Source organism: Halomonas sp. MMSF_3323, assembly GCF_030733595.1.
GTDB classification, from domain to species: domain Bacteria; phylum Pseudomonadota; class Gammaproteobacteria; order Pseudomonadales; family Halomonadaceae; genus Halomonas; species Halomonas litopenaei.
This window is the reverse complement of record NZ_JASHIT010000001.1, coordinates 43,901-62,950: the sequence shown is the minus strand read 5'-3', so window position 1 is coordinate 62,950 and position 19,050 is coordinate 43,901. Positions and strand designations below refer to the sequence as shown.

At 66.2% G+C, this 19,050-nt stretch carries 16 protein-coding genes; 8 read left to right on the top strand and 8 right to left on the bottom strand.

Features of this window, described 5'->3' with window-relative positions:
* The first annotated feature begins 32 nt into the window (after positions 1 to 32).
* The 3 genes from RBB39_RS00250 (at position 33) to RBB39_RS00240 (ending at position 3,626) form a co-directional block, all read left to right on the top strand.
* The gene (locus tag RBB39_RS00250; RefSeq protein ID WP_045994064.1) at positions 33 to 1,310 is read left to right on the top strand and encodes a trehalase family glycosidase; all 1,278 of its coding nucleotides are present in this window, start codon (positions 33 to 35) and stop codon (positions 1,308 to 1,310) included.
* A gap of 172 nt (positions 1,311 to 1,482) precedes the next feature.
* Positions 1,483 to 2,922 (top strand): ATP-binding protein, encoded by a 1,440-nt coding sequence (locus RBB39_RS00245; protein WP_045994065.1) that lies wholly within the window; start codon positions 1,483 to 1,485, stop codon positions 2,920 to 2,922.
* The gene (locus RBB39_RS00240; RefSeq protein ID WP_045994066.1) at positions 2,919 to 3,626 is read left to right on the top strand and encodes a response regulator; all 708 of its coding nucleotides are present in this window, start codon (positions 2,919 to 2,921) and stop codon (positions 3,624 to 3,626) included. Before RBB39_RS00245 ends, RBB39_RS00240 begins: the two co-directional genes overlap by 4 nt.
* A 71-nt stretch (positions 3,627 to 3,697) precedes the next feature.
* Here RBB39_RS00240 and RBB39_RS00235 read toward each other — a convergent pair whose 3' ends face one another.
* Positions 3,698 to 5,221: a DUF3360 family protein gene (locus RBB39_RS00235; protein WP_306168557.1), complete on the bottom strand. Its 1,524-nt coding sequence runs from the start codon at positions 5,219 to 5,221 to the stop codon at positions 3,698 to 3,700.
* Between the two features lie 291 nt (positions 5,222 to 5,512).
* On the opposite strand from RBB39_RS00235, the gene RBB39_RS00230 reads away from it, so the two are divergent.
* Positions 5,513 to 6,412, top strand: coding sequence for an AraC family transcriptional regulator (locus tag RBB39_RS00230; protein WP_045994068.1), 900 nt, complete (start codon positions 5,513 to 5,515; stop codon positions 6,410 to 6,412).
* A 27-nt stretch (positions 6,413 to 6,439) separates the two neighbouring features.
* Here RBB39_RS00230 and RBB39_RS00225 read toward each other — a convergent pair whose 3' ends face one another.
* On the bottom strand, positions 6,440 to 7,036 hold the full coding sequence (locus RBB39_RS00225) for a LysE family translocator (protein ID WP_045994069.1): 597 nt from the start codon (positions 7,034 to 7,036) through the stop codon (positions 6,440 to 6,442).
* A gap of 279 nt (positions 7,037 to 7,315) precedes the next feature.
* On the opposite strand from RBB39_RS00225, the gene RBB39_RS00220 reads away from it, so the two are divergent.
* From RBB39_RS00220 to RBB39_RS00210, 3 genes are all read left to right on the top strand, one after another.
* Complete coding sequence (locus RBB39_RS00220) at positions 7,316 to 7,942, top strand: hypothetical protein (RefSeq protein ID WP_045994070.1); 627 nt, start codon at positions 7,316 to 7,318, stop codon at positions 7,940 to 7,942.
* A gap of 416 nt (positions 7,943 to 8,358) precedes the next feature.
* Positions 8,359 to 10,404, top strand: coding sequence for a choline BCCT transporter BetT (gene betT, locus RBB39_RS00215; RefSeq protein WP_045994071.1), 2,046 nt, complete (start codon positions 8,359 to 8,361; stop codon positions 10,402 to 10,404).
* A gap of 176 nt (positions 10,405 to 10,580) precedes the next feature.
* Positions 10,581 to 10,928, top strand: coding sequence for a DOPA 4,5-dioxygenase family protein (locus RBB39_RS00210; protein WP_045994072.1), 348 nt, complete (start codon positions 10,581 to 10,583; stop codon positions 10,926 to 10,928).
* Between the two features lie 3 nt (positions 10,929 to 10,931).
* Here the strand turns inward: RBB39_RS00210 and phnX are convergent, their stop codons facing one another.
* From phnX to RBB39_RS00195, 3 genes are all read right to left on the bottom strand, one after another.
* Complete coding sequence (gene phnX, locus RBB39_RS00205) at positions 10,932 to 11,765, bottom strand: phosphonoacetaldehyde hydrolase (protein WP_045994073.1); 834 nt, start codon at positions 11,763 to 11,765, stop codon at positions 10,932 to 10,934.
* 148 nt (positions 11,766 to 11,913) lie between these two features.
* On the bottom strand, positions 11,914 to 12,942 hold the full coding sequence (gene adhP / locus RBB39_RS00200; RefSeq protein WP_045994074.1) for an alcohol dehydrogenase AdhP: 1,029 nt from the start codon (positions 12,940 to 12,942) through the stop codon (positions 11,914 to 11,916).
* Positions 12,943 to 13,131: 189 nt separating this feature from the next.
* Positions 13,132 to 14,652: an aldehyde dehydrogenase family protein gene (locus RBB39_RS00195; RefSeq protein ID WP_045994075.1), complete on the bottom strand. Its 1,521-nt coding sequence runs from the start codon at positions 14,650 to 14,652 to the stop codon at positions 13,132 to 13,134.
* Between the two features lie 147 nt (positions 14,653 to 14,799).
* Here RBB39_RS00195 and RBB39_RS00190 point away from each other — a divergent pair, with 147 nt between their 5' ends.
* Positions 14,800 to 15,498 (top strand): response regulator transcription factor, encoded by a 699-nt coding sequence (locus tag RBB39_RS00190; RefSeq protein ID WP_045994076.1) that lies wholly within the window; start codon positions 14,800 to 14,802, stop codon positions 15,496 to 15,498.
* 35 nt (positions 15,499 to 15,533) lie between these two features.
* On the opposite strand, the gene RBB39_RS00185 is transcribed toward RBB39_RS00190, so the two are convergent.
* The 3 genes from RBB39_RS00185 to RBB39_RS00175 all read right to left on the bottom strand — a co-directional run bounded on the left by RBB39_RS00185 (position 15,534) and on the right by RBB39_RS00175 (position 18,805).
* The gene (locus tag RBB39_RS00185; RefSeq protein WP_239452588.1) at positions 15,534 to 16,946 is read right to left on the bottom strand and encodes a hybrid sensor histidine kinase/response regulator; all 1,413 of its coding nucleotides are present in this window, start codon (positions 16,944 to 16,946) and stop codon (positions 15,534 to 15,536) included.
* On the bottom strand, positions 16,930 to 18,135 hold the full coding sequence (gene nosP / locus RBB39_RS00180) for a nitric oxide-sensing protein NosP (RefSeq protein ID WP_083970549.1): 1,206 nt from the start codon (positions 18,133 to 18,135) through the stop codon (positions 16,930 to 16,932). Before nosP ends, RBB39_RS00185 begins: the two co-directional genes overlap by 17 nt.
* 97 nt (positions 18,136 to 18,232) lie before the next feature.
* Positions 18,233 to 18,805, bottom strand: coding sequence for an antibiotic biosynthesis monooxygenase (locus tag RBB39_RS00175; protein ID WP_204248979.1), 573 nt, complete (start codon positions 18,803 to 18,805; stop codon positions 18,233 to 18,235).
* Positions 18,806 to 19,050 lie beyond the last annotated feature (245 nt).

Below are 19,050 nucleotides of genomic sequence, written 5' to 3'. Positions count from 1 at the left end.
GATTTTCCACCTGACAAGGACATGACGCCGACGTGACCATCACCACGACCCGCAGAAAAGCCCGCGACGTCCTCGAACGCAATGACCGTGGCGGCTATACCATCCCCACCGCCGCCCTGTACCCGTTCCAGTGGAACTGGGATTCGGCGATCACCGCTCTCGGTTGGCTGGCCGTCAGCGAGGAAGCCCGCGCCTGGCAAGAGTTCGAGCGCCTCTTCGAAGGCCAGTGGCACAACGGCATGGTGCCGCATATCGTGTTCCACGAGCCCGCCGACAGCTACTTCCCCGGCCCCGAGGTCTGGGGCTGCCCCCATCGTCCTCACACCAGCGCCATCTCCCAGCCACCGCTGATCGCCAGCATCCTGCTCAGGCTGGTCGACGAAGGAAAGGACAAGGCGCTGGCCGAGGCGCGCCTGGCAGCGCTGCTGCCCCGCGTCATCGCCCATCACCGCTGGTGGTATCGGGATCGCGACCCTGAGGGCAGCGGCCTGGTCTGCAGCTACCACCCCTGGGAGTCCGGCATGGATAACAGTCCCCAGTGGGATCGCCCGCTGGCCCAGGTGAGCCCGGTGGATCGTCCGATGGTACGGCGTGACACCGGCCTGGTGGCTGCCGACCAGCGTCCCCACCAGTACCAGTACGACCGCTACCTCGCGTTGGTCGAAAAGTACCGGGAGAGCAACTTCGACGCCGAACGCCTGTACCGAGAATGCCCCTACCGCGTCCTCGACGTGGGCATCATCGCCATTCTTCATCGGGCCACCGAAGACCTCGTCACCCTGTGTCGCGACCGCCTTCCCCACGCCGAGTACGCAGACCTGGAAGAGGCACTGGAACGTACCCGCAGCGCCATGCAAAGCCTCTGGCATGAAGAGCTAGGTGCCTTCGTCAGCCGCGATTCTCGCCACCAGGAAATCCTGCCGGTGGCTTCTTCGGCCAGCCTGCTGCCCCTTTACGCCGGCCTCGCCTCACCGCAACAGGCCGAGCGCCTGGCCGCGCTCAGCCAGCGCTGGCTTGCCCAAGCCCCCTTCGGCCTGGCCTCTGCCGATCCCGCGAGCGAGCAATTCGAACCTCAGCGCTACTGGCGCGGCCCCTCCTGGCTGCATATCAACTGGCTGATCGCGCTGGGGTTCGAGCGCTACGGCATGCACCGGGATGCCGAGTCCATGCGCCTTGCCAGCCAGCGCTGCGTGGATAGCGCCGGCTACTACGAGTACTTCCACTCGGTGACGGGACAGGGCTGTGGCGGCGCGGACTTCTCCTGGACCGCCGCCATGGATGTCTACTGGGTCTCGCGGGATTCGCAATGAAACTGACCCTCACGCGGCGGACGTCCGCCGCGTGATGACGCCATGCCTTGCCGGGACCGTGGCGGAATAGCCAAACACTGCACAAAGGTTTCACCGTTATTGGCGCCTTTTTGGCGCCGACGATGGCATGCTGTGTTCATCTCTTTCGCCATTTCGGTCAAGGAATCGTCGCATGTCCGCGAAACGCCTGTTTCGCCCGGCCTTCTCACGCCTGGGTCTGAAGCTCTTCGTCATCATCCTGGTGGTCAATGTGGCCATCGCCGGGCTGGTGTTCGTGGCGATTTCGCGCAGCCTCGACCAGGGCTTCATCGAGTACCTCGACCGCTCCCAGACCCAGCGCGCCGAGACCCTGGCGGAAGGCCTCGGCGAGGCCTGGGCGCGACGCCAGAACTGGCAGTGGCTGCGCCAGTCGCCGCGCGCCTGGCACCACCTGGTACGCCGCCAGCTTTGGCCCGGCGACAACCTGCCGCCGATGAGCATCGAAGGCGACCTGGGCGATCCCAGGGACTTCGTGCTCCATGACGAAAGCGGCCTGCCGGTGATCGGCCTGCCCCCGGACAAGGACGACATGGCCGCCGAGCTGCGCTGGCTGCCGGTGATGAGCGCGGGCCGCCAGGTCGGCACCCTGGGCTATCGCCCGCCGGAGCAGTTGATGGCGCGCATGGACCGACTGTTTCTGGCCCAGCAGCAACGCAACCTGACCATCATCGTCATCGCCCTGGCGCTGACCTCGCTGCTGCTGGCCGCCGCCCTGTCCTGGTGGATGGGCCGACGCGCCCGCGGCATGGCGCTGGCCACCCGCCGGCTGACCGAAGGCGACTACAGCATCCGCCTGCCGGAGCGCGGTCGCGACGAGCTGTCCAGCCTGTCCCACGACTTCAATGTGCTGGCGGAAACCCTGGAAGCCAGCCGCGAGGCACGTACCCGCTGGGTTTCCGACATCGCCCATGAGCTGCGTACCCCACTGGCGGTGCTGCGCGGCGAGATAGAAGCGATGCAGGACGGCATTCGCGCCCTCGACCAGGACAACCTGCGCTCGCTGTCCCAGGAAGTCGGCCAGCTAGAGCGCCTGGTCGCCGACCTGCGCCTGCTGTCCCAGAGCGACGCCGGCGCGCTGGAAGTCCAGCTCGCACCGCTGGACCTGGGCGAGCAACTGGCCACCCGGCTGGACGAAGCCGAGGGCTGGCTTGCCGATCATGGCCTGACCCTCGAGCACGATATTCAGGGCCCGGCGTGGATTCGCGGCGACCTGCAGCGCCTGCGCCAGCTATGGAACAACCTGATTGACAATACCTGCGCCTACACCCAGGCGCCGGGGCGCCTGAAGGTATCGCTGCGGCGTGAGGCCGACGACTGGGTGCTGCGCTGGGAAGACAGCGCCCCAGGAGTACCGGTCAACGAACTGCCGCGGCTGACCGAACGCCTCTACCGGGTGGAAGGCTCGCGCAACCGCTCAAGCGGCGGCAGTGGCCTGGGGCTGTCCATCGCCACCGCCCTGGCCCGCGCCCACGACACCGACATGCGCCCCTCCCCTTCCGAGCTTGGCGGGTTATGCTGGACCCTGCGTTTTCCGGCCCTGCCGGACCATCAGCAGCACGAGGACGATGAATGAACGACACCGACGCCAGTCTCGACGACATCCTGATCGTCGAAGACGAACCCAAGATCGCCCGTCTGGTGGCGGACTACCTGGAGGGTAGCGGCTACGCCACCCACCATATCGACCACGGCGACCAGGTGGTCGGCTACCTCAGCGAGGCCGAGTCGCGCCCCAGCCTGGTGCTGCTGGACCTGATGCTGCCTGGCACCGACGGCCTGACCCTGTGCCGCGAGATCCGTCAGCGCTGGCCCGATATCGCGGTGGTGATGCTGACCGCCCGAGTCGAGGAGGTCGACCGCCTGCTGGGCCTTGAACTGGGTGCCGACGACTACATCTGCAAGCCGTTCAGCCCGCGCGAGGTGGTCGCCCGGGTCAAGGCCGTGCTGCGCCGCAGCCAGGCACACCAGCAGGACAGCGAAGCCAACCACGATCTGGTGCTGGACGAAAGCGGCTGGCGCGCCCTGGCCGACGGTCAGGACCTTGGCCTCACCGCGGTGGAGTTCCAGCTGCTCAAGGTGATGATGCACTCGCCGGGGCGAATCTTCGCCCGCGAGCAGTTGATGGACCACATGTACCGAGACCACCGCATCGTCTCCGAGCGCACCGTGGACAGCCACATCAAGAAGCTGCGCAAGAAGATCGCCGATATCTGGCCCGAGCGGGAAATCATCCGCTCCGTCTACGGCGTCGGTTACAAGTACCAGCCGGAAGAGTGACACCGATCACTCACCGATAACGCAAGAGGCCGCCCTTGGGCGGCCTCTTGCGTATTGCGCTTTCTGTCTATCTAGAACAGCGCGGGAATCCCGTACTGTCCCTCGAACATGCCCACCGCCAGCATGGCGAACAGACACACCCCCAGCACCGATGCGGGGATGATCAGGCGGTCGGCCAGCGACAGCCGAGTGGCGCGTTCGCGATCACCGATCCAGCCGTTGTTGTCGAGCAGCATGGTCACCGCCCAGGCCAGCACCGGGTTGGTGACCGCCGCGGCGAACAGGCAAACGCCGGCGGCCTGGGCGTCGCGGCTTTCCTTGATCATCTGCACGCCGGCCTCGAGCATCGGCAGGAAGACTCCGACCAAAAGCGCCACGCACATCACCGGCGGCCACACCGCCACGTCCATGGGGAAGCCGAGGATGGCGATGGCGATGGTCAACAGCCCCAGCAAAATGGCGCCGGCGGGAATCGGCCGCTTGGCGATGGCCGCCGGGATCATATAGGTGCCCCAGGACGAGGTGATATTGCCACCGCCGAGGGCGGTACCGATCACCTGACGCAGCGAGCACATCGTCATGGTGTCGTCGACGTCCATCAGTACCCGATCGGTACCCTTGGGATAGTTCATCTCCTGGAAGATGCGATGACCGAGAAAGTCCGGTGACCACATGGCAACCGCCAGGATCGCGAACGGCAGCGAGGCGATGAAGTGCTGCATGTTCGGCAGCCCCAGCATCCAGCCGTGGTCGGTGCTGCCCCACCAGTAGCTGGGGCTGAGCGGCGGCAGGCCGGTCTCGGTGGTGAACTCGAGATCGAAGCCCGCACCCAGCGCCAGCGCCACCACCAGGCCGGTGACCGCGCAGGCGGGAATCGCCAGCCAGCGCTTGCCCAGCCGCGCCAGCACGGCGTACAGCAGGATATTGACCGCCAACACCACCAGGGCGACGTAACCCATCTCGCCCTCGAGCCCCATGCCCCACGCCTTGAGGCTACCGATCTGGCTCATGGCGCCGGAAATGCCGAGAAAGATCAGCAGACCACCGGCGGTGCCCTGGGAGGTCAGGTTGACCAGGCGCGAGCCGCCCTTGACCCAGGAAAGGCCGAGGCCGAAGGCGCCGATCCACAGCGCCAGGGCCAGCGGGTGGGCACCGGCAAGGGCCATGCTGGCGATCAGCGGAATCATCGGGCCGTGATTGCCGGCCAGGTTGGCACGCGGATTGAAGATACCCGAGCCCAGCACGCAGAACAGCAGGACCGGCAACAGCATCTCCAGACGCGAGACGGCGATGGCGAACTCGCGCCCCAGGGTGACATCGGGCCAGGCGGCGGACAGGCCATTGGCCCAGGACATCATCACCGCCGAGTACATGGCGATGATGCCGATGGTGCCGGCAATCGCCGGTACCAGGTCTTCGAGTTCGAAGTGGAAGTCCCGGCCGATCAGATTAAGACCATAGCGCCGGGGACGCATGCTCTTGAGTTCATGCTCGAGGTAGTCGGAACGGCTGGCAAATTCGCTGGCATCGCGGTGCATCTCGCGATAGCTGGGGGCCTCGCCGGCCTCCCGGGTGGACGTCACGGTGTCTGTCATGAGGATCTCGATGTCTGAGGTGACGCTGCTGTCCGACGCCGAGCCAAGTCCCCTTGACCGTTCGTCGAATTGACAGCGCGCCTTGAAAAAAGATGACAGACCTTAACAATGCCCCCCGCGGGCCTCGTTGACGGCTATCAGGCTTTGGCCTCGCCAAGGGTTGTGACGCCAAAAATGCCTGACAAACTCCCCTCTCCCTTGATCCAGCGCAGGCGTCTCTTGCCTGGCATCCCAGGATCGACGAGAGTGAAGACCTCGACGCAGCCACGGCGTCTTGCCAGGAAGACCGTCATGCCCCCCAGGATCGCTGCCACCTTTTCCCGCTACCTGCGCGACCCGCGGATGCCCCAGGTCGAGGCGCGCCGAGTCAGGGGCGGGCACCGGCTCAGCCACGCACCCCACAGCCACGACACCCACTCGCTGGGCGCGATCGTCCAGGGCCACTCGAGCTTCCTCAACCGCCACCGTACCCTAGAGGTGCGCCAGGGAGACGTGGTGCTGATCAACCCCGGCGACGTCCACGCCTGCAACGCCTTGAGCGAGCGAGACTGGGGCTACGACATGCTCTACCTGGACAGCGCCTGGCTGACCGAGCGCTGCGGCCTCGACGGCGATGACGGTGCGGTGTTCTCGGCACTGACGACGCAAGACGCCGCCCTTCACCAAGTCATTCGCGTCGCCACCGACGCCCTTGCCGATGGGGATGCCAGCCTGCTTGAGCGCGAGACCGTGCTTGAGCGGCTCGCCGAGCGCCTGACAGGCCTGCTCGACCTGCCGGCGCAAGGCGAGGCAGAACACGGCGCGCCTCCCGAGCGACTGGTGCGCGCCTGGGAGCGTCTTCACGACGACTGGCAGCAAGAGCTGCGCCTGGACGACCTCTGCGCCGCCGCCGAGTGCCGCGCCACCAGCCTGATTTCGGGCTTTCGACGTCACTATGCCACCACGCCCCATGCGGCGCTGATCGACCTGCGCGTGCGTCACGCCAGGCAACGACTGCGACGGGGCGATCCCATCGCTGCGGTCGCCAACGACTGCGGCTTCGCCGACCAGGCGCACCTGCAACGCACCTTCAAGAAGCTGCTGGCCACCACTCCGGGGCACTATATCCAGAGTCATATGCAGGATCAGATGCAGGGTCAGATGCCAGGCCCGTTGAAGGGTCAGATTCAGCACCTTAAGCAGCGCGCCTGACCGTCGGACCGGTGCCCGCAAGCTGCCTCACAGCAGCATCAGCGCGCCACTAAAAATCAGCAAGGCCGCCAGCAGGCGCTGGAGGACCCGCCGTCTTGCCTCGCACGACAGCCAGCCCCGGGCGTGTCCACCAAGCCACGCCCAGCCGATGGCGCTCGCCAGACAGACGCTGCCCCAGACCAGGGTGAAAAGCGCGATATCGACGCTTTCCCGTCCCGCCGTGAACAGTCCCAGCCCTGCCAACGAGGCGATCCAGGCCTTGGGGTTGAGCCACTGCATCAGCGCGCCGGTGGCGGGCCCCGGCGGTTCGCGCCGCTGGTCCGTGCCCCAGTCGCCTGCGTCCGTCAACAGGCGCCAGGCCAGCCAGGCCACAAAGCTCAGGCCCGCCAGCCGCACCAGCCACTGAAGCCCGGGCAGCGCCAGCCAGACACTCCCGAGCCCCGCGGCGAGCAGGCCCAGCAGCAGGGTAAAACCGCCGCTGGCACCCACCACCAGGGGCATCGCTCGGCGCCAGCCGTGACCCACGCCGGTGGACAGGATCAGCAGGTTGACCGGGCCCGGCGATATCGAGGCCACCAGCGAGAAGGCAAAGATCGCCAGCAGTTCTTCCAGAGAAAACGTCATCACACATGCCTCACAGGATGGCGTTTCAGGCTGACGCGATGACGCCCTTCGGTATTGAAGAAAATTTCACCGGCGCCGACTCCTCGGCCTCGGCTCCACTGCCCCGCCGAAAATTCGAACCCTGCGTTGCACAAACTCGTCTGCGCTTGCCGCTTCTCTGCACATTGGCTGCATCAGCCTTGCACGAGCCAGGGTCAAGATGGATCACGTCAACAAGGGCATCGCCCGCCATAACGCCACGTCCTGTGACGAGGCATCAACGCTGAAGGAAGTCGACCCATGAAAATGACATTTGCCCGCAAGGCCCTGCTGTCCGCCGCTGTCTCTGCCGCCCTGCTGCCGGTCGCCATGACCGCGACGGCCTCGCCCGACCGCCCCGAAGGCCCGCGCCACGAAGGGGGCGAGATGCGCGCCGAGCTGTTTGACCGCGCCGGCATCGACGCCGAGACCCGCGAAGCCCTGAAGCAGGCCGCCATGGAGCACCGTCAGGAGATCAAGGAACTCAACGACGATTTCCGCGAGCAGCGCATGGAAATCCTCGGTGAAGACGGTGTCGCCGCCCTCGAACGTGCCCGCCACGAGCTGCGCGAGGAGCGCATCAACGCCCTGGTCGACAAGTGGGAGCTGTCCGACGACGAGCGCGAAGCGTTCAACGCCGCTCGCGAATCTTTCAAGGAAGGCGCCGAAGCGCTGAAGGCCCAGGAGTTCGAGAACCCCGAAGCCCGTCATGACGCCTGGCGCGAACTGATGTCCTCCACCCGTGACCAGCTGGCCGAGATCCTCGACGAGCGCCAGCTGCGTGAACTGAAGCACACCATGATGCCGGGCCACGGCGACCACCCGCGCGGTGGTCCGGGTGAGCACCGCGCTCATGGTCCCGACAAGCATCACGCCCCCGAGGCCTGATATTGACGCCCTCGGTTCGGCCATAGGCGCCGACCCGGGAGACCAGAAAGCCCCGTACCAACGCGCCATGTCCGAGCCTCGGGCATGGCGTTTTCGTGCGCCCCCTGCCCGCCGTTTCTCCCCCTCGGGTTGAAAGATGCTCCCCATCTCTGTATTTTATTGAACGTTCAATCAATAAAATAACCGCGCGCCCCTGGCCGCGGTGGGTCGCCCAGACCCTTCGCAAGAGCCGCCAACAGGTACCGAGCCACGACTCGGCCACTCCGCCATCATCATTTTGTTAATTGGTCGGTCAATTAACAAAATGGCGTAACGCTCACGGAAGCAGCATCAGGATGCCAGGATGGCATCGTGGAGAACGGCGATAGCCTCGCCGGGCAGGCTCTGTCTCACTTCATCCTCGAGGGAGCACGTGCATGTCACATCACGAGAGCGCCTCCCGCGATCGCCTCAACCCCGTCGTCTTTCACGGCGCGGTAGCCGGCATCGTGGTCTTTCTGTTCTTCACCATGACCTTCACCGAACGGGCCGGTGCCCTGTTCGACAGCGGTCTTGCCTGGGTCAACGACACCTTCGGCTGGTACTACATGCTGGCCGCCGTGGCCTATCTGGTGTTCGTGCTGGTCATCAGCCTGTCCCGGGTCGGCAACATTCGCCTCGGCCCGGACCACTCGCGCCCGGAGTTCTCGCTGCTGTCATGGGCCTCGATGCTGTTCGCCGCAGGCATCGGCATCGACCTTCTGTTCTTCTGCGTGGCCGAGCCGCTGTCGCACTATCTGACGCCCCCGGACATGGCCCCGGAAAGCGCCGCCGCCCTTAGGCAGGCGGTGCCCCAGACCTTCCTCCACTGGGGCCTGACCGGCTGGGGCATGTACGTGCTGATGGGCATGGCCCTGGCCTACTTCAGCTATCGCCATCGCCTGCCGCTGGCCATCCGCAGCGCCCTCTATCCGCTGTTGGGCAAGCGCATCTACGGCCCCATCGGCAATGCCGTCGATATCACCGCGGTGATCTCCACCGTGTTCGGCATCGCCACCAGCCTCGGTATCGGCGTCATCCAGCTCAACTACGGCCTGAGCTTCATGTTCGGCGTACCCGAAAGCCTGTCGACCCAGGTGGTGTTGATCGTGCTGGTGGTGATCCTGGCGACCATCTCGGTGGTCACCGGCGTCGAGAAGGGCATTCGCCGGCTGTCCGAGTTCAATATGCTGCTGGCCGCCGCCCTGCTGCTGTTCGTGCTGTTCCAGGGTGACACCCTGGCGCTGCTCAACGCCCTGGTGCTCAACGTCGGCGACTACTTCAGTGGCTTCGTCGGCAAGAGCTTCGACACCTACGCCTTCGCCGGCAGCGACGCCCAGCAGTGGAAAGGCTGGTGGACCATCTTCTTCTGGGGCTGGTGGATCGCCTGGACACCCTTCGTCGGGCTGTTTCTGGCGCGCATCTCGCGCGGGCGCACCATTCGTCAGTTCGCCCTTGGCGCCCTGCTGATTCCGCTGGGCTTCATGATGGCGTGGATGTCGATCTTCGGTAACGCCGGTATCGACATGGTCGCCAATGACGGCCTGGCGGTGCTCGGCGAGCAGGCGCTGGCCACTCCCCAGACCACCATCTACACCTTCCTCGAGCAGTACCCCTACATCGGCGTCACCGCCTCGGTGGTCACCCTGCTCGGAGTGGTATTCTTCGTCACCTCGGCGGACTCCGGCGCCCTGGTGCTGGCCAACTTCACCTCGATTCTGCGTGACGTCAACCACGACGCGCCGATCCGCCTGCGCATCTTCTGGGCGGCGGTGATCGGCCTGATTACCATCGCCCTGCTGATGGCCGGCGGCCTCGACGCCCTGCAAAGCGCGGTGGTGATCACCGCCCTGCCGTTCTCGCTGGTGATGTTCGCCATCATGGTGGGACTGGCCCGGGCCCTGCGCACCGAGAAGGAAAAGGCCGACGCGCGCAAGCTGGTCGCGGCCAGCGGCGAAGGCGGCAACTGGAAGGAACGCCTGGATCGGGCGCTGGACACCTCCAACCGCGCCGGTGCCGAGTCGACCATGGAGCACGCCCTGCGTCCGGGCCTGAAACAGTTCGTCGAGGAGCTCGAGCGTCGCGGCCAGTCGGCCACCCTGAGCGAAGAGCAGATCGAGGGCGAACCGCTGCCGCGGCTGACCCTGCAGGTAGACTTCGAGGAGATGCAGAGCTTCGTCTACCAGGTCCGCCCCCATCGCATGCGCACGCCGAGCTTCCTGCCGGCGGACGATGACTACTACCTGCGCCTGGACGTGCATCTGGCCGAAGGCGGCGTGGGTCAGAACCTCAATGGCTACACCCGGGGTCAGGTCATCGATGACGTGCTCGGCGAGTACGAACGCCACCTGCAGTTCCTGGCGATCGCCCGCCAGGGCACGCCGACGCCGGCCATGCCGGGCTTTATCGGCGAGCCACCCCAGGGCACGACCCAGGAACCCTGAGCGTGACCCGGCAAGGTCGTCACCGACGACGCCGGAGCAAGTGACAGCGGCGGCCCCAGGGCCGCCGCTTTGGTATGTAACGCTGGTGGGCAGGCGGGCGTGACACCGCGATTGCCATGCATCGCCAGGGACGCGATCCTTGTCGACGTCATCAGCAGAGCGCCCAGGAGAGTCCCATGCCCGACGTCGAGCAGATTCGCTACTACCACGCCCACCTCTACTACGACGATGCCGAAGGGCTTGCCCAGGCCAGGACCCTGGCCGAGCAATGCCAGTCGCGCTTTGCCGTTCAGGTGGGGCGTTTTCATCAACAACCGGTGGGGCCGCATCCGCGCTGGAGCTGCCAGCTATCCTTCGCGGCCGAGGCCTTCGGCGAAATCGTGCCCTGGCTCGCCATCCATCGGGGCGAGCTGGACATCTTCGTGCATCTGGGCACCGACGACGACCTCTTCGACCATACCCAGGGCGTCATCTGGCTGGGACGCAGCCACGCACTCGACCTGTCCGTTTTTTCCCCGAGCTGACCTTCACGAGGCCTGGGGTCGCTCGCCCCGGGCGAGCCGAGCCGCGATCTGATCCAGCACACCGTCAAGCTCGGCGACGCTTGCGATCAGGTAGTGGGGGCGACAGGCGCTCAGTCGCTCGGCTACGTGGCGCCGGCGCCGCTCGAGCGCGTCCGGCGGGGTCGCTTGGTAACCCTCGAGATCCAGCCCCATGGCGTTGCCGGTATCGGTCACCGCCACCGTCCACATGCCGGCGGCGCGCCCCTCCTCGATGCCGGGAGCGGTATCATCGACCTTGACGCAAGCCGCCACATCGCCGATACCGAGCGCCACCACATTGGCCAGCGCCTGAGCCGGCCCGGGTCGCCCGCGCACCACCTCGTCACCGGCGACGGCGTGGTCCACCTCGAGCTCCGCCTGGCGCGCCGCACGGCGCACCGGCGCCAGCACCTCGGCGGGATAGCCGGAGCAGGAACCGATCTTGAGTCCTCTGCCCCGCAGCCCCGCGAGACATTCCCGGGCGCCAGGAATCGGCGCGGAATGCTCGGCCACCTTGGCCACCTGCAACGGCATGAACCGCCGATAGAGCACGTCGACGTCCTCGTCGCTCGGCGAGTGGCCACAGGCCTGGCGAAAACGCTCGGCGATGTCGGGCAGATCGCACAGGGCGCGGATATGATCCCACTTGCTCATGCCCATGGGGCCACGGGCTTCGTCGAGGCTGACGGCCACACCGATCTCGGCGAACACCTCGACAAACACCTGGGTCGGGGCGAAGGAGCCAAAGTCGACCAGGGTCCCGGCCCAGTCGAAGATGACGGCCTCCAGGGCCAGGGGGGCGTGACGTTCGGTACTCATGCGGTCGGCTCCTTGCGGGTTCGAGATGCCATGGATGGTGCCGCGACACCAGCGTAGGCAAGGATGACAAGGACATCACATGCATATGACAGGGCGGCGACACCTGGTGTCGCCGCCCTGCTGTATCGACCGCTGCTGCTCAGTCAACCTAGCCCTGCATATCGAGCACGACTCGGCCCTCGATCTTGCCATCGATCATGCGGCCGAAGATGTCGTTGATATTGGCCAGACGGTCGGTGGACACGGTGGCCTTGACCTTACCTTCACCAGCAAAGTCCAGCGCCTCCTGAAGGTCCTGACGGGTACCGACGATGGAGCCACGCACGGTGATGCCGTTGAGCACGGTATCGAAGATCGGCAACGGGAAGTCTCCCGGCGGCAGGCCGTTCAAGGCGATGGTGCCACCACGCCGGACCATGCCCTGGGCCTGCTCGAAGGCCTTCGGCGAGACCGCCGTGACCAGGGCCCCGTGGGCGCCGCCGATGTCCCGCTTGATCGCCGCCACCGGGTCCTCCTTCAAGGCGTTGACGGTGACCGTGGCGCCGAGCCGTCGTGCCAGCTCCAGCTTGTCGTCGGCCACGTCCACCGCCGCCACGTTCAGGCCCATGGCCACGGCGTACTGCACCGCCATATGGCCAAGACCACCGATGCCAGAGATCACCACCCACTGCCCCGGGCGGGTATCGGTCATCTTCAGGCCCTTGTAGACGGTGACACCGGCGCAAAGTACCGGGGCGATCTCGACGAAGCCGACGTTGCTCGGCAGATGGCCGACGAAGCCGGCGTCGGCGATGGCGTACTCGGCGAAGCCGCCGTTGACCGAGTAGCCGGTGTTCTGCTGGGACTCGCACAGGGTCTCCCAGCCACCCAGGCAGTGCTCGCAGTGGCCGCAGGCGCTGTACAGCCAGGGAATCCCCACCCGATCGCCTTCCTTGACGTGGTTTACACCCTCGCCCACCGCGGCGACCTCGCCGACGCCTTCGTGTCCGGGAATAAATGGCGGGTTGGGCTTGACCGGCCAGTCGCCGTGGGCGGCGTGCAGGTCGGTATGGCAGACCCCGGAGGCGGCGATCTTGACCAGTACCTCGCCCCTGGCGGGGCGCGGTACCTCGACCTCCTCGATGGTCAAGGGCTGACCGAACTGACGAACGACGGCGGCTTCCATGGTGCTTTGCATTGTTGTGCTCCTTGCCCTGATCCGGGCAAAAAGGGTCTCTATCCGCCCGCTATCAAGGAAGGACGGTACAGAGGAGAAAGGTGTCCGGGGACACCCGGTGAAGGGGCGTGGCGCTGAGAGCCAAACGGCGTCAGGCCACTGGGGTGAAGCTTCCCGGGCCCGGTGGTACCGGGCCCGGATCGACTCCCTTTAGAAAAAACCGAGGGGGTTGGTGTCGTAGCTCACCAGCAGGTTCTTGGTCTGCTGGTAGTGCTCGAGCGCCATCTTGTGGGTCTCGCGACCGACGCCGGATTTCTTGTAGCCGCCGAAGGCGGCGTGGGCGGGATACTGGTGGTAGCAGTTGGTCCATACGCGACCGGCCTGGATGCCACGCCCCATGCGGAAGGCCACGTTGATGTCACGACTCCAGACGCCGGCGCCAAGACCGAATTCGGTGTCGTTGGCAATCGCCAGGGCTTCTTCCTCATCCTTGAAGGTGGTCACCGCCACCACCGGGCCGAAGATCTCTTCCTGGAAGACGCGCATCTTGTTGTTGCCCTTGAGCAGCGTCGGCTCGATGTAGTAGCCGGTGTCCAGATCGGCATTGAGCTTGGCCTGGTTGCCACCGGTCAGGAACTCGGCGCCTTCCTCCCGGGCCACGTCCATGTAGGACATGATCTTGTCGAACTGCTCCTTGGAGGCCTGGGCGCCGACCTGAACCTCGGTGTCCAGCGGGTTGCCACGCTTGATGGTGGTGACCCGCTCCATCACCTTGGCCATGAACGGCTCGTAGATGCTCTCCTGGATCAGCGCCCGCGACGGGCAGGTGCACACCTCACCCTGGTTGAAGAAGGCCAGCACCAGCCCCTCGGCGGCCTTGTCGATGAACTCCGGCTCGGCGTTCATGATGTCGGCGAAGTAGATGTTGGGCGACTTGCCGCCAAGCTCCACGGTAGAAGGAATGATGTTGTCGGCAGCGCACTTGAGGATGTGCGAGCCCACCGGGGTGGAACCGGTAAAGGCGATCTTGGCGATGCGCTTGCTGGTGGCCAGGGCCTCCCCCGCCTCAGCGCCGAAGCCGTTGACCACGTTGACCACGCCGGGAGGCAGCAGGTCACCGATCACCTCCATCAGCTTGAGGATCGAGGCCGGGGTCTGCTCGGCGGGCTTGAGCACCACGCAGTTGCCGGCGGCCAGCGCAGGCGCGAGCTTCCAGGTGGCCATCAGCAGCGGAAAGTTCCAGGGGATGATCTGGCCGACCACGCCCAGCGGCTCGTGGAAGTGATAGGCCACGGTGTTGGCGTCGATATCGGCGGCGGTGCCTTCCTGGGCACGAATGCAGCCGGCGAAGTAGCGGAAGTGGTCCACCGCCAGCGGAATATCGGCGTTCAGGGTCTCGCGCACCGCCTTGCCGTTGTCCCAGCACTCGGCCACCGCCAACGCCTCCAGGTTGGCCTCGATGCGCTCGGCAATCTTCAACAGGATGTTGCTGCGCTCGCCGGCGGAGGTGCGCCCCCAGGCCGGCGCTGCCCCATGGGCGGCGTCCAGCGCCTTGTCGATATCCTCGGCACCGGAGCGGGGGATCTGGCAGAACACCTGGCCGTTGACCGGGCTTACGTTGTCGAAGTACTGACCCTTGACCGGGGCGACGAACTCGCCGCCGATATAGTTGCCGTAGCGCTCGTCGAAGCTGACCACGGCGTCGGGTTGTCCGGGGTTGGCGTAGATCATGGCGTGTCTCCTTGGAAAGGATGTTGTAGTTGTCTGCCACTCCAGTCTTGGTCAGGAACCTGGCTTGCGACATACTGCCCTGGCAGGAGAGCGCCTCCTCCTTCGGTAGGAGACCGACCAAGGACACAGACAACCGGGACGCCAGACATGCACAGCCTGATGGTGGCTGACGATCACCCGCTCTTTCGCGACGCCATTGCCGCGGTCATTCAATCGGGCCTGCCCGGCACCGAGCTGCGCGAGGCGGACTGTTTCGCCGCGCTGGCAAGCGCCCTCGACGCCGACGACGACGTCGACCTGGTGCTGCTGGACTTGAATCTGCCTGACGCCTCGGCCCTGGACGGGCTGCGCGAATTGCGCCGGGCATTTCCGGCGGTGCCGGTGGCGGTGCTGTCGGCCGAAAGCGAGCGCGCCACGGTGCTCGGCGCCCTGGATCTGGGCGCCATCGGGTACCTGCCGAAGTCCACGCCACGCCCGGACCTGCTGGCGGCGATCAAGCAGATCCTGGACGGCCAGATCTATCTGCCCGCCGAGATCATGCGCCGCCCGGCCGAGGCCTCGAGTGCCCCGCCTGCGACGCAGGGGGCGACACAGGGGGTGACGGGTCCAGCCGATGCAGGCGCGCTCGAGCAGTTGACGGTCAAGCAGCTCGAGGTGCTGTCCCTGCTGATTCGCGGCGCCTCCAACAAGGTCATCGCCCGCGAGCTCGATATCGCCGAGACCACGGTCAAGACCCACGTCTCGGCGATCCTCAAGAAGCTTGGCGTCGGCAGCCGTGTTCAGGCGATCCTGGCAGCCGACGAGTCCACCCTGCTGGCCTGCCTGGCCAGGCGACGGGCGCGCTAGAAGGCAGAACGTCTCGCTGACCAAGGCAAGACGGCTCAACCGGCGTCGAGCAGGTGTATCAGTGCCTGACGCAGGCGCAGGGGCTTCAGCGGCTTCAGTAGACAGGGGAAGCCAAGCTCACGACAACGCCGCTTGATCTCGGCGTCGTGGTTGGCAGTGATCAGTATCGGGGCCAGGTCTACATGAGAGCCGGCCAGGCGCTGCGCCAGCGCCAGGCCATCTTCTTCGTCGCTGGACAGGTGGTAGTCGATCATCACCACCGTTGGCGACGGCCTATCCATGCCCTGTGTCTCGTGGCGCTCGGCCAGGCTCTGTTCCAGTTCAACCACTCGCGACGCGAGGCGCGCCCGACATCCCCAGCCACCCAGCAGCGCGCTCATGCCCTCGAGGATGGCGGGATCGTTGTCCAGCACCCATACCTCGGTACTCTGCAGCTGCCGCGTGCCGGCCTGCTGCAGGGTCGAGGCCGACGGGGCCACCGCACGCGCCGGGCGAGCGCAGGGCACGCTTACCGAGAACTGGGCGCCCTGGCCGGATCGGCTATTGAGGGTAATGGGATGATCGAGCAGCCGGGCGATGCGATCGACGATGGCAAGCCCCAGTCCCAGCCCGCGCTCCTGCCCCGGGGCTGCGGCGTTGCCCCGGCGAAACTCCAGAAAGATCTCGTCGCGCCGAGCCTCGTCGATGCCCGGGCCGGTATCCCCCACCAGGATCTCGAGCCAGTACTGCTGGCCTACCCGACGTCTGCGACAGCCGAGCAGCACCCGCCCCGACTCGGTGTAGCGCACGGCGTTGGACATCAGGTTGCGAATCACTCGGGCCAGCAGCGCCAGGTCGGACTCGACCCAGGCGGAACTCGGCACATAGCGAAACGCCAGCCCGCGGGCGCCGGCCATCTGACGAAATTCCTCGGCGAGCGCATCCAGCAACTGCGAGACGGCGAAGGGGGCCACGTCCGGGGTCAACACCCCGGCATCCAGTCGCGAGATGTCGACCAGGGTCCCCAGCAGCAATTCCACGTCGCTGAGCGAGCGATCGATACGCTGCACCAGGCGACCGGATTCTTCAGGCAACTTTCGCTCTTCCAGGGCGCTGGCAAACAGCCGCGCGGCGTTGAGCGGCTGCAGCAGGTCGTGGCTGACCGCCGCCAGGAAGCGGGTCTTGGAGGCATTGGCGGCCTCGGCGTCGCGCCGGGCCTCCTCCAGACGGGCATTGGTTTCGGCCAGTTCATCCAGGGTACGGTGCAGGGTCTCGGTGCGCTCGCGCACCTGCTCGGCGAGCAGCACCGCGTGCTCGAAGGCACCATAGGGTGCCCCGCCCGCCCCGGCGGACTCGACCCGCTCGATCAGCGCCTGGCAGATCCGGCGTAACCGATGGTTTTCCTCCAGCAGTTCCTGTTCCAGTGCACTGCTGGCGCGATCCTGCCTTGGCTCACCGACCAGATCCAATCGCCACCCCCGTGAAAGTCTGGTTGATATGCATGCCGTGGTGCTGCTCACCGTAGGTGTTGAAGCCCACCACCGAGGCCCTGGAAAGTCGCTCAGAGGCGTCGCCGATCTGCGCGAGCGCCTCGAACTCCAGACGCCTGAGAAAGCAGTCACAGCCGATGATCAACTGCGGTTTCCCCAGCCGGCGCTGAAGGCCCCCCAGGGTATCGTCGAGGGCCTCGAGAATCGGCGTGCCGGCCATGGCGGTCAGCACGATGCCGGTCTCCACCGCGCAGTAGAAGCTGAGGCTACCGTCGGCGTTGGCACGCTGGATCGAGCGGACGTAGTAGGCATCGCCCAGCTTGACCGCCAACGGGTGGCGGGCAAACACGCCCTCATCGAGTTCGCTTGGCAAGACACCGACCAGCCGGGCGTACTCGTCCACCGCGGGCAGGGCATTGAGCTCCAGCACACGCCGGCCCGCAGGATCGGCGCGGGTGACCACCAGCTTGTCACGGCGTGCCGCCAGGTGATGGGTCGAGAACACCTCGAAGGGATGGTGGGTGGTGATCAGCACCACCACCGCCGCCGCGCTGTGAAAGCGCCCACCGGCAAACACATGGGTATGCGCCAGTCGGTTGTCGTCCCCAGCCGAGCCACCGAAGCTCGGGATACCACCCAGGGCGGCGTCCAGAGTGGTCAGCACCTGCTCTTCGCTGGCCGACAGCCCATCGAGCAGGGTCAGCGCGAAGGCCTCGCCATCCAGATGCCCCCTAGCGGTGGCAAGAAGCGACTCCACCCGACGCTGGGCGTCGATCAGGGAGACGCTCTCGAGGTCCTCGAGCAGGGTGGTGGCCACGCCAAAATGACGGCGATCGAACCCGATGGCGACGATGGTCCCGCGCTCGTACCCCAGCGGGGTGATCTCACCCGCCGTGGTGCAACCCGCCAGCGGCAGCCCACCGAAGGTCGACTCCAGGGCCTGGGCCAGGGGGTCCAGCGCGTATTCGGCGCTGACGAAGAACAGCACGAAACCCAGGTCGGGATGATAGAGCTCGTGATGCAGCTCACACGCCGCCTGTTCAGCCTTGGGGTGGCGGCTGGCCGCCACCTTGAGTCCCAGCGACGCAAGCTCTTGTTGTTCTGGTGTAGGGCGCTCCCGCGCGGTGATGTCGCCTTCCACGCGGGGCGCCGTGCTCGCACTGCCCATGGGCTGTCCTCAAGATCCGCGGCAACGCCGCATGACCTGAGTGTAGGCGCGAGCAGTGGCCAGACTCAATGCGAGCCGGGAGGGCCGCCTGTCAGCCTCAGCTGCGGCGCAGACGCAGGCTCAGGCGAGCGCCACGTCCGGGCGGCGCCTGAAGCCAGGGCGCCAGCAGGCGGGTAGACAGGGGGATGAAAAGGAACACCATCACCGGGGTCAGCATCAGGGTGCTGGCGAGTACCCGAGGAACCAGCGGCAAGGTCGCCAGGGTATCGCCCAGCAGCCACTGGAACATCAGCGACACCGGGAAGAACGCCAGCCAGATGGCGATCGCCTGCTTCCAGCGCGGCGGCACCCTGGGGCCGGGGCTGGTGAACCAGCTGTCGAGTCCCAGGGCACGCCGCTCCTGGGGGGCCTCGAACAGGCCGGCACCACGCTCGAGCCAGGCACGGCGCGAGGCGGAATGCTCCCAGCGTGCGAGGGTATCGGTGTCCTGAAAGCGAAAGATGATCTGATACTCGTCGTCGCCGGGGGGCGGCGCCAGGATGCCGGAGCCGAGATAGCCGGGAAAGTCCGCCGCCAGCTCGCGGCCTTCATCGAGCCACAGGGTGAAGTCGCGGTAGCGTCCACGCGCCACGCGGCGGGCCACCATGAGAGTCACGGGTTCGCTTGACATGGGATCTCCTCATCAATCGGACGTACCGCCTCGTGCCTGCTCGCGCCGACTTTCGCCGGCCTTCACAAGAAAACGGTCGTCCTTGTCAGGCCCCGGGTGGGGGCCGCCTGGGCCCGGTAAGGCCCTGTCCCGGCTGAGGTGGGGTCGCCACCTGCTCCGGGTCCTGCCTAGCATGAGGCAAGAAGCGCGCCATTATGCCATGCGCTCGGAATTTTTCCGTCTTTTTACTGAGAATCCAGCAAAAT

Coding starts and splice junctions, on each gene's coding strand:
- RBB39_RS00175 (WP_204248979.1), bottom strand. CDS start 18,805: ATGTCAAGCGAACCCGTGACTCTCATGGTGGCCCGCCGCGTGGCGCGT.
- nosP (WP_083970549.1), bottom strand. CDS start 18,135: ATGGGCAGTGCGAGCACGGCGCCCCGCGTGGAAGGCGACATCACCGCG.
- betT (WP_045994071.1), top strand. CDS start 8,359: ATGTCACATCACGAGAGCGCCTCCCGCGATCGCCTCAACCCCGTCGTC.
- RBB39_RS00235 (WP_306168557.1), bottom strand. CDS start 5,221: ATGACAGACACCGTGACGTCCACCCGGGAGGCCGGCGAGGCCCCCAGC.
- adhP (WP_045994074.1), bottom strand. CDS start 12,942: ATGCAAAGCACCATGGAAGCCGCCGTCGTTCGTCAGTTCGGTCAGCCC.
- RBB39_RS00240 (WP_045994066.1), top strand. CDS start 2,919: ATGAACGACACCGACGCCAGTCTCGACGACATCCTGATCGTCGAAGAC.
- RBB39_RS00245 (WP_045994065.1), top strand. CDS start 1,483: ATGTCCGCGAAACGCCTGTTTCGCCCGGCCTTCTCACGCCTGGGTCTG.
- RBB39_RS00190 (WP_045994076.1), top strand. CDS start 14,800: ATGCACAGCCTGATGGTGGCTGACGATCACCCGCTCTTTCGCGACGCC.
- RBB39_RS00225 (WP_045994069.1), bottom strand. CDS start 7,036: ATGACGTTTTCTCTGGAAGAACTGCTGGCGATCTTTGCCTTCTCGCTG.
- RBB39_RS00230 (WP_045994068.1), top strand. CDS start 5,513: ATGCCCCCCAGGATCGCTGCCACCTTTTCCCGCTACCTGCGCGACCCG.
- phnX (WP_045994073.1), bottom strand. CDS start 11,765: ATGAGTACCGAACGTCACGCCCCCCTGGCCCTGGAGGCCGTCATCTTC.
- RBB39_RS00220 (WP_045994070.1), top strand. CDS start 7,316: ATGAAAATGACATTTGCCCGCAAGGCCCTGCTGTCCGCCGCTGTCTCT.
- RBB39_RS00195 (WP_045994075.1), bottom strand. CDS start 14,652: ATGATCTACGCCAACCCCGGACAACCCGACGCCGTGGTCAGCTTCGAC.
- RBB39_RS00210 (WP_045994072.1), top strand. CDS start 10,581: ATGCCCGACGTCGAGCAGATTCGCTACTACCACGCCCACCTCTACTAC.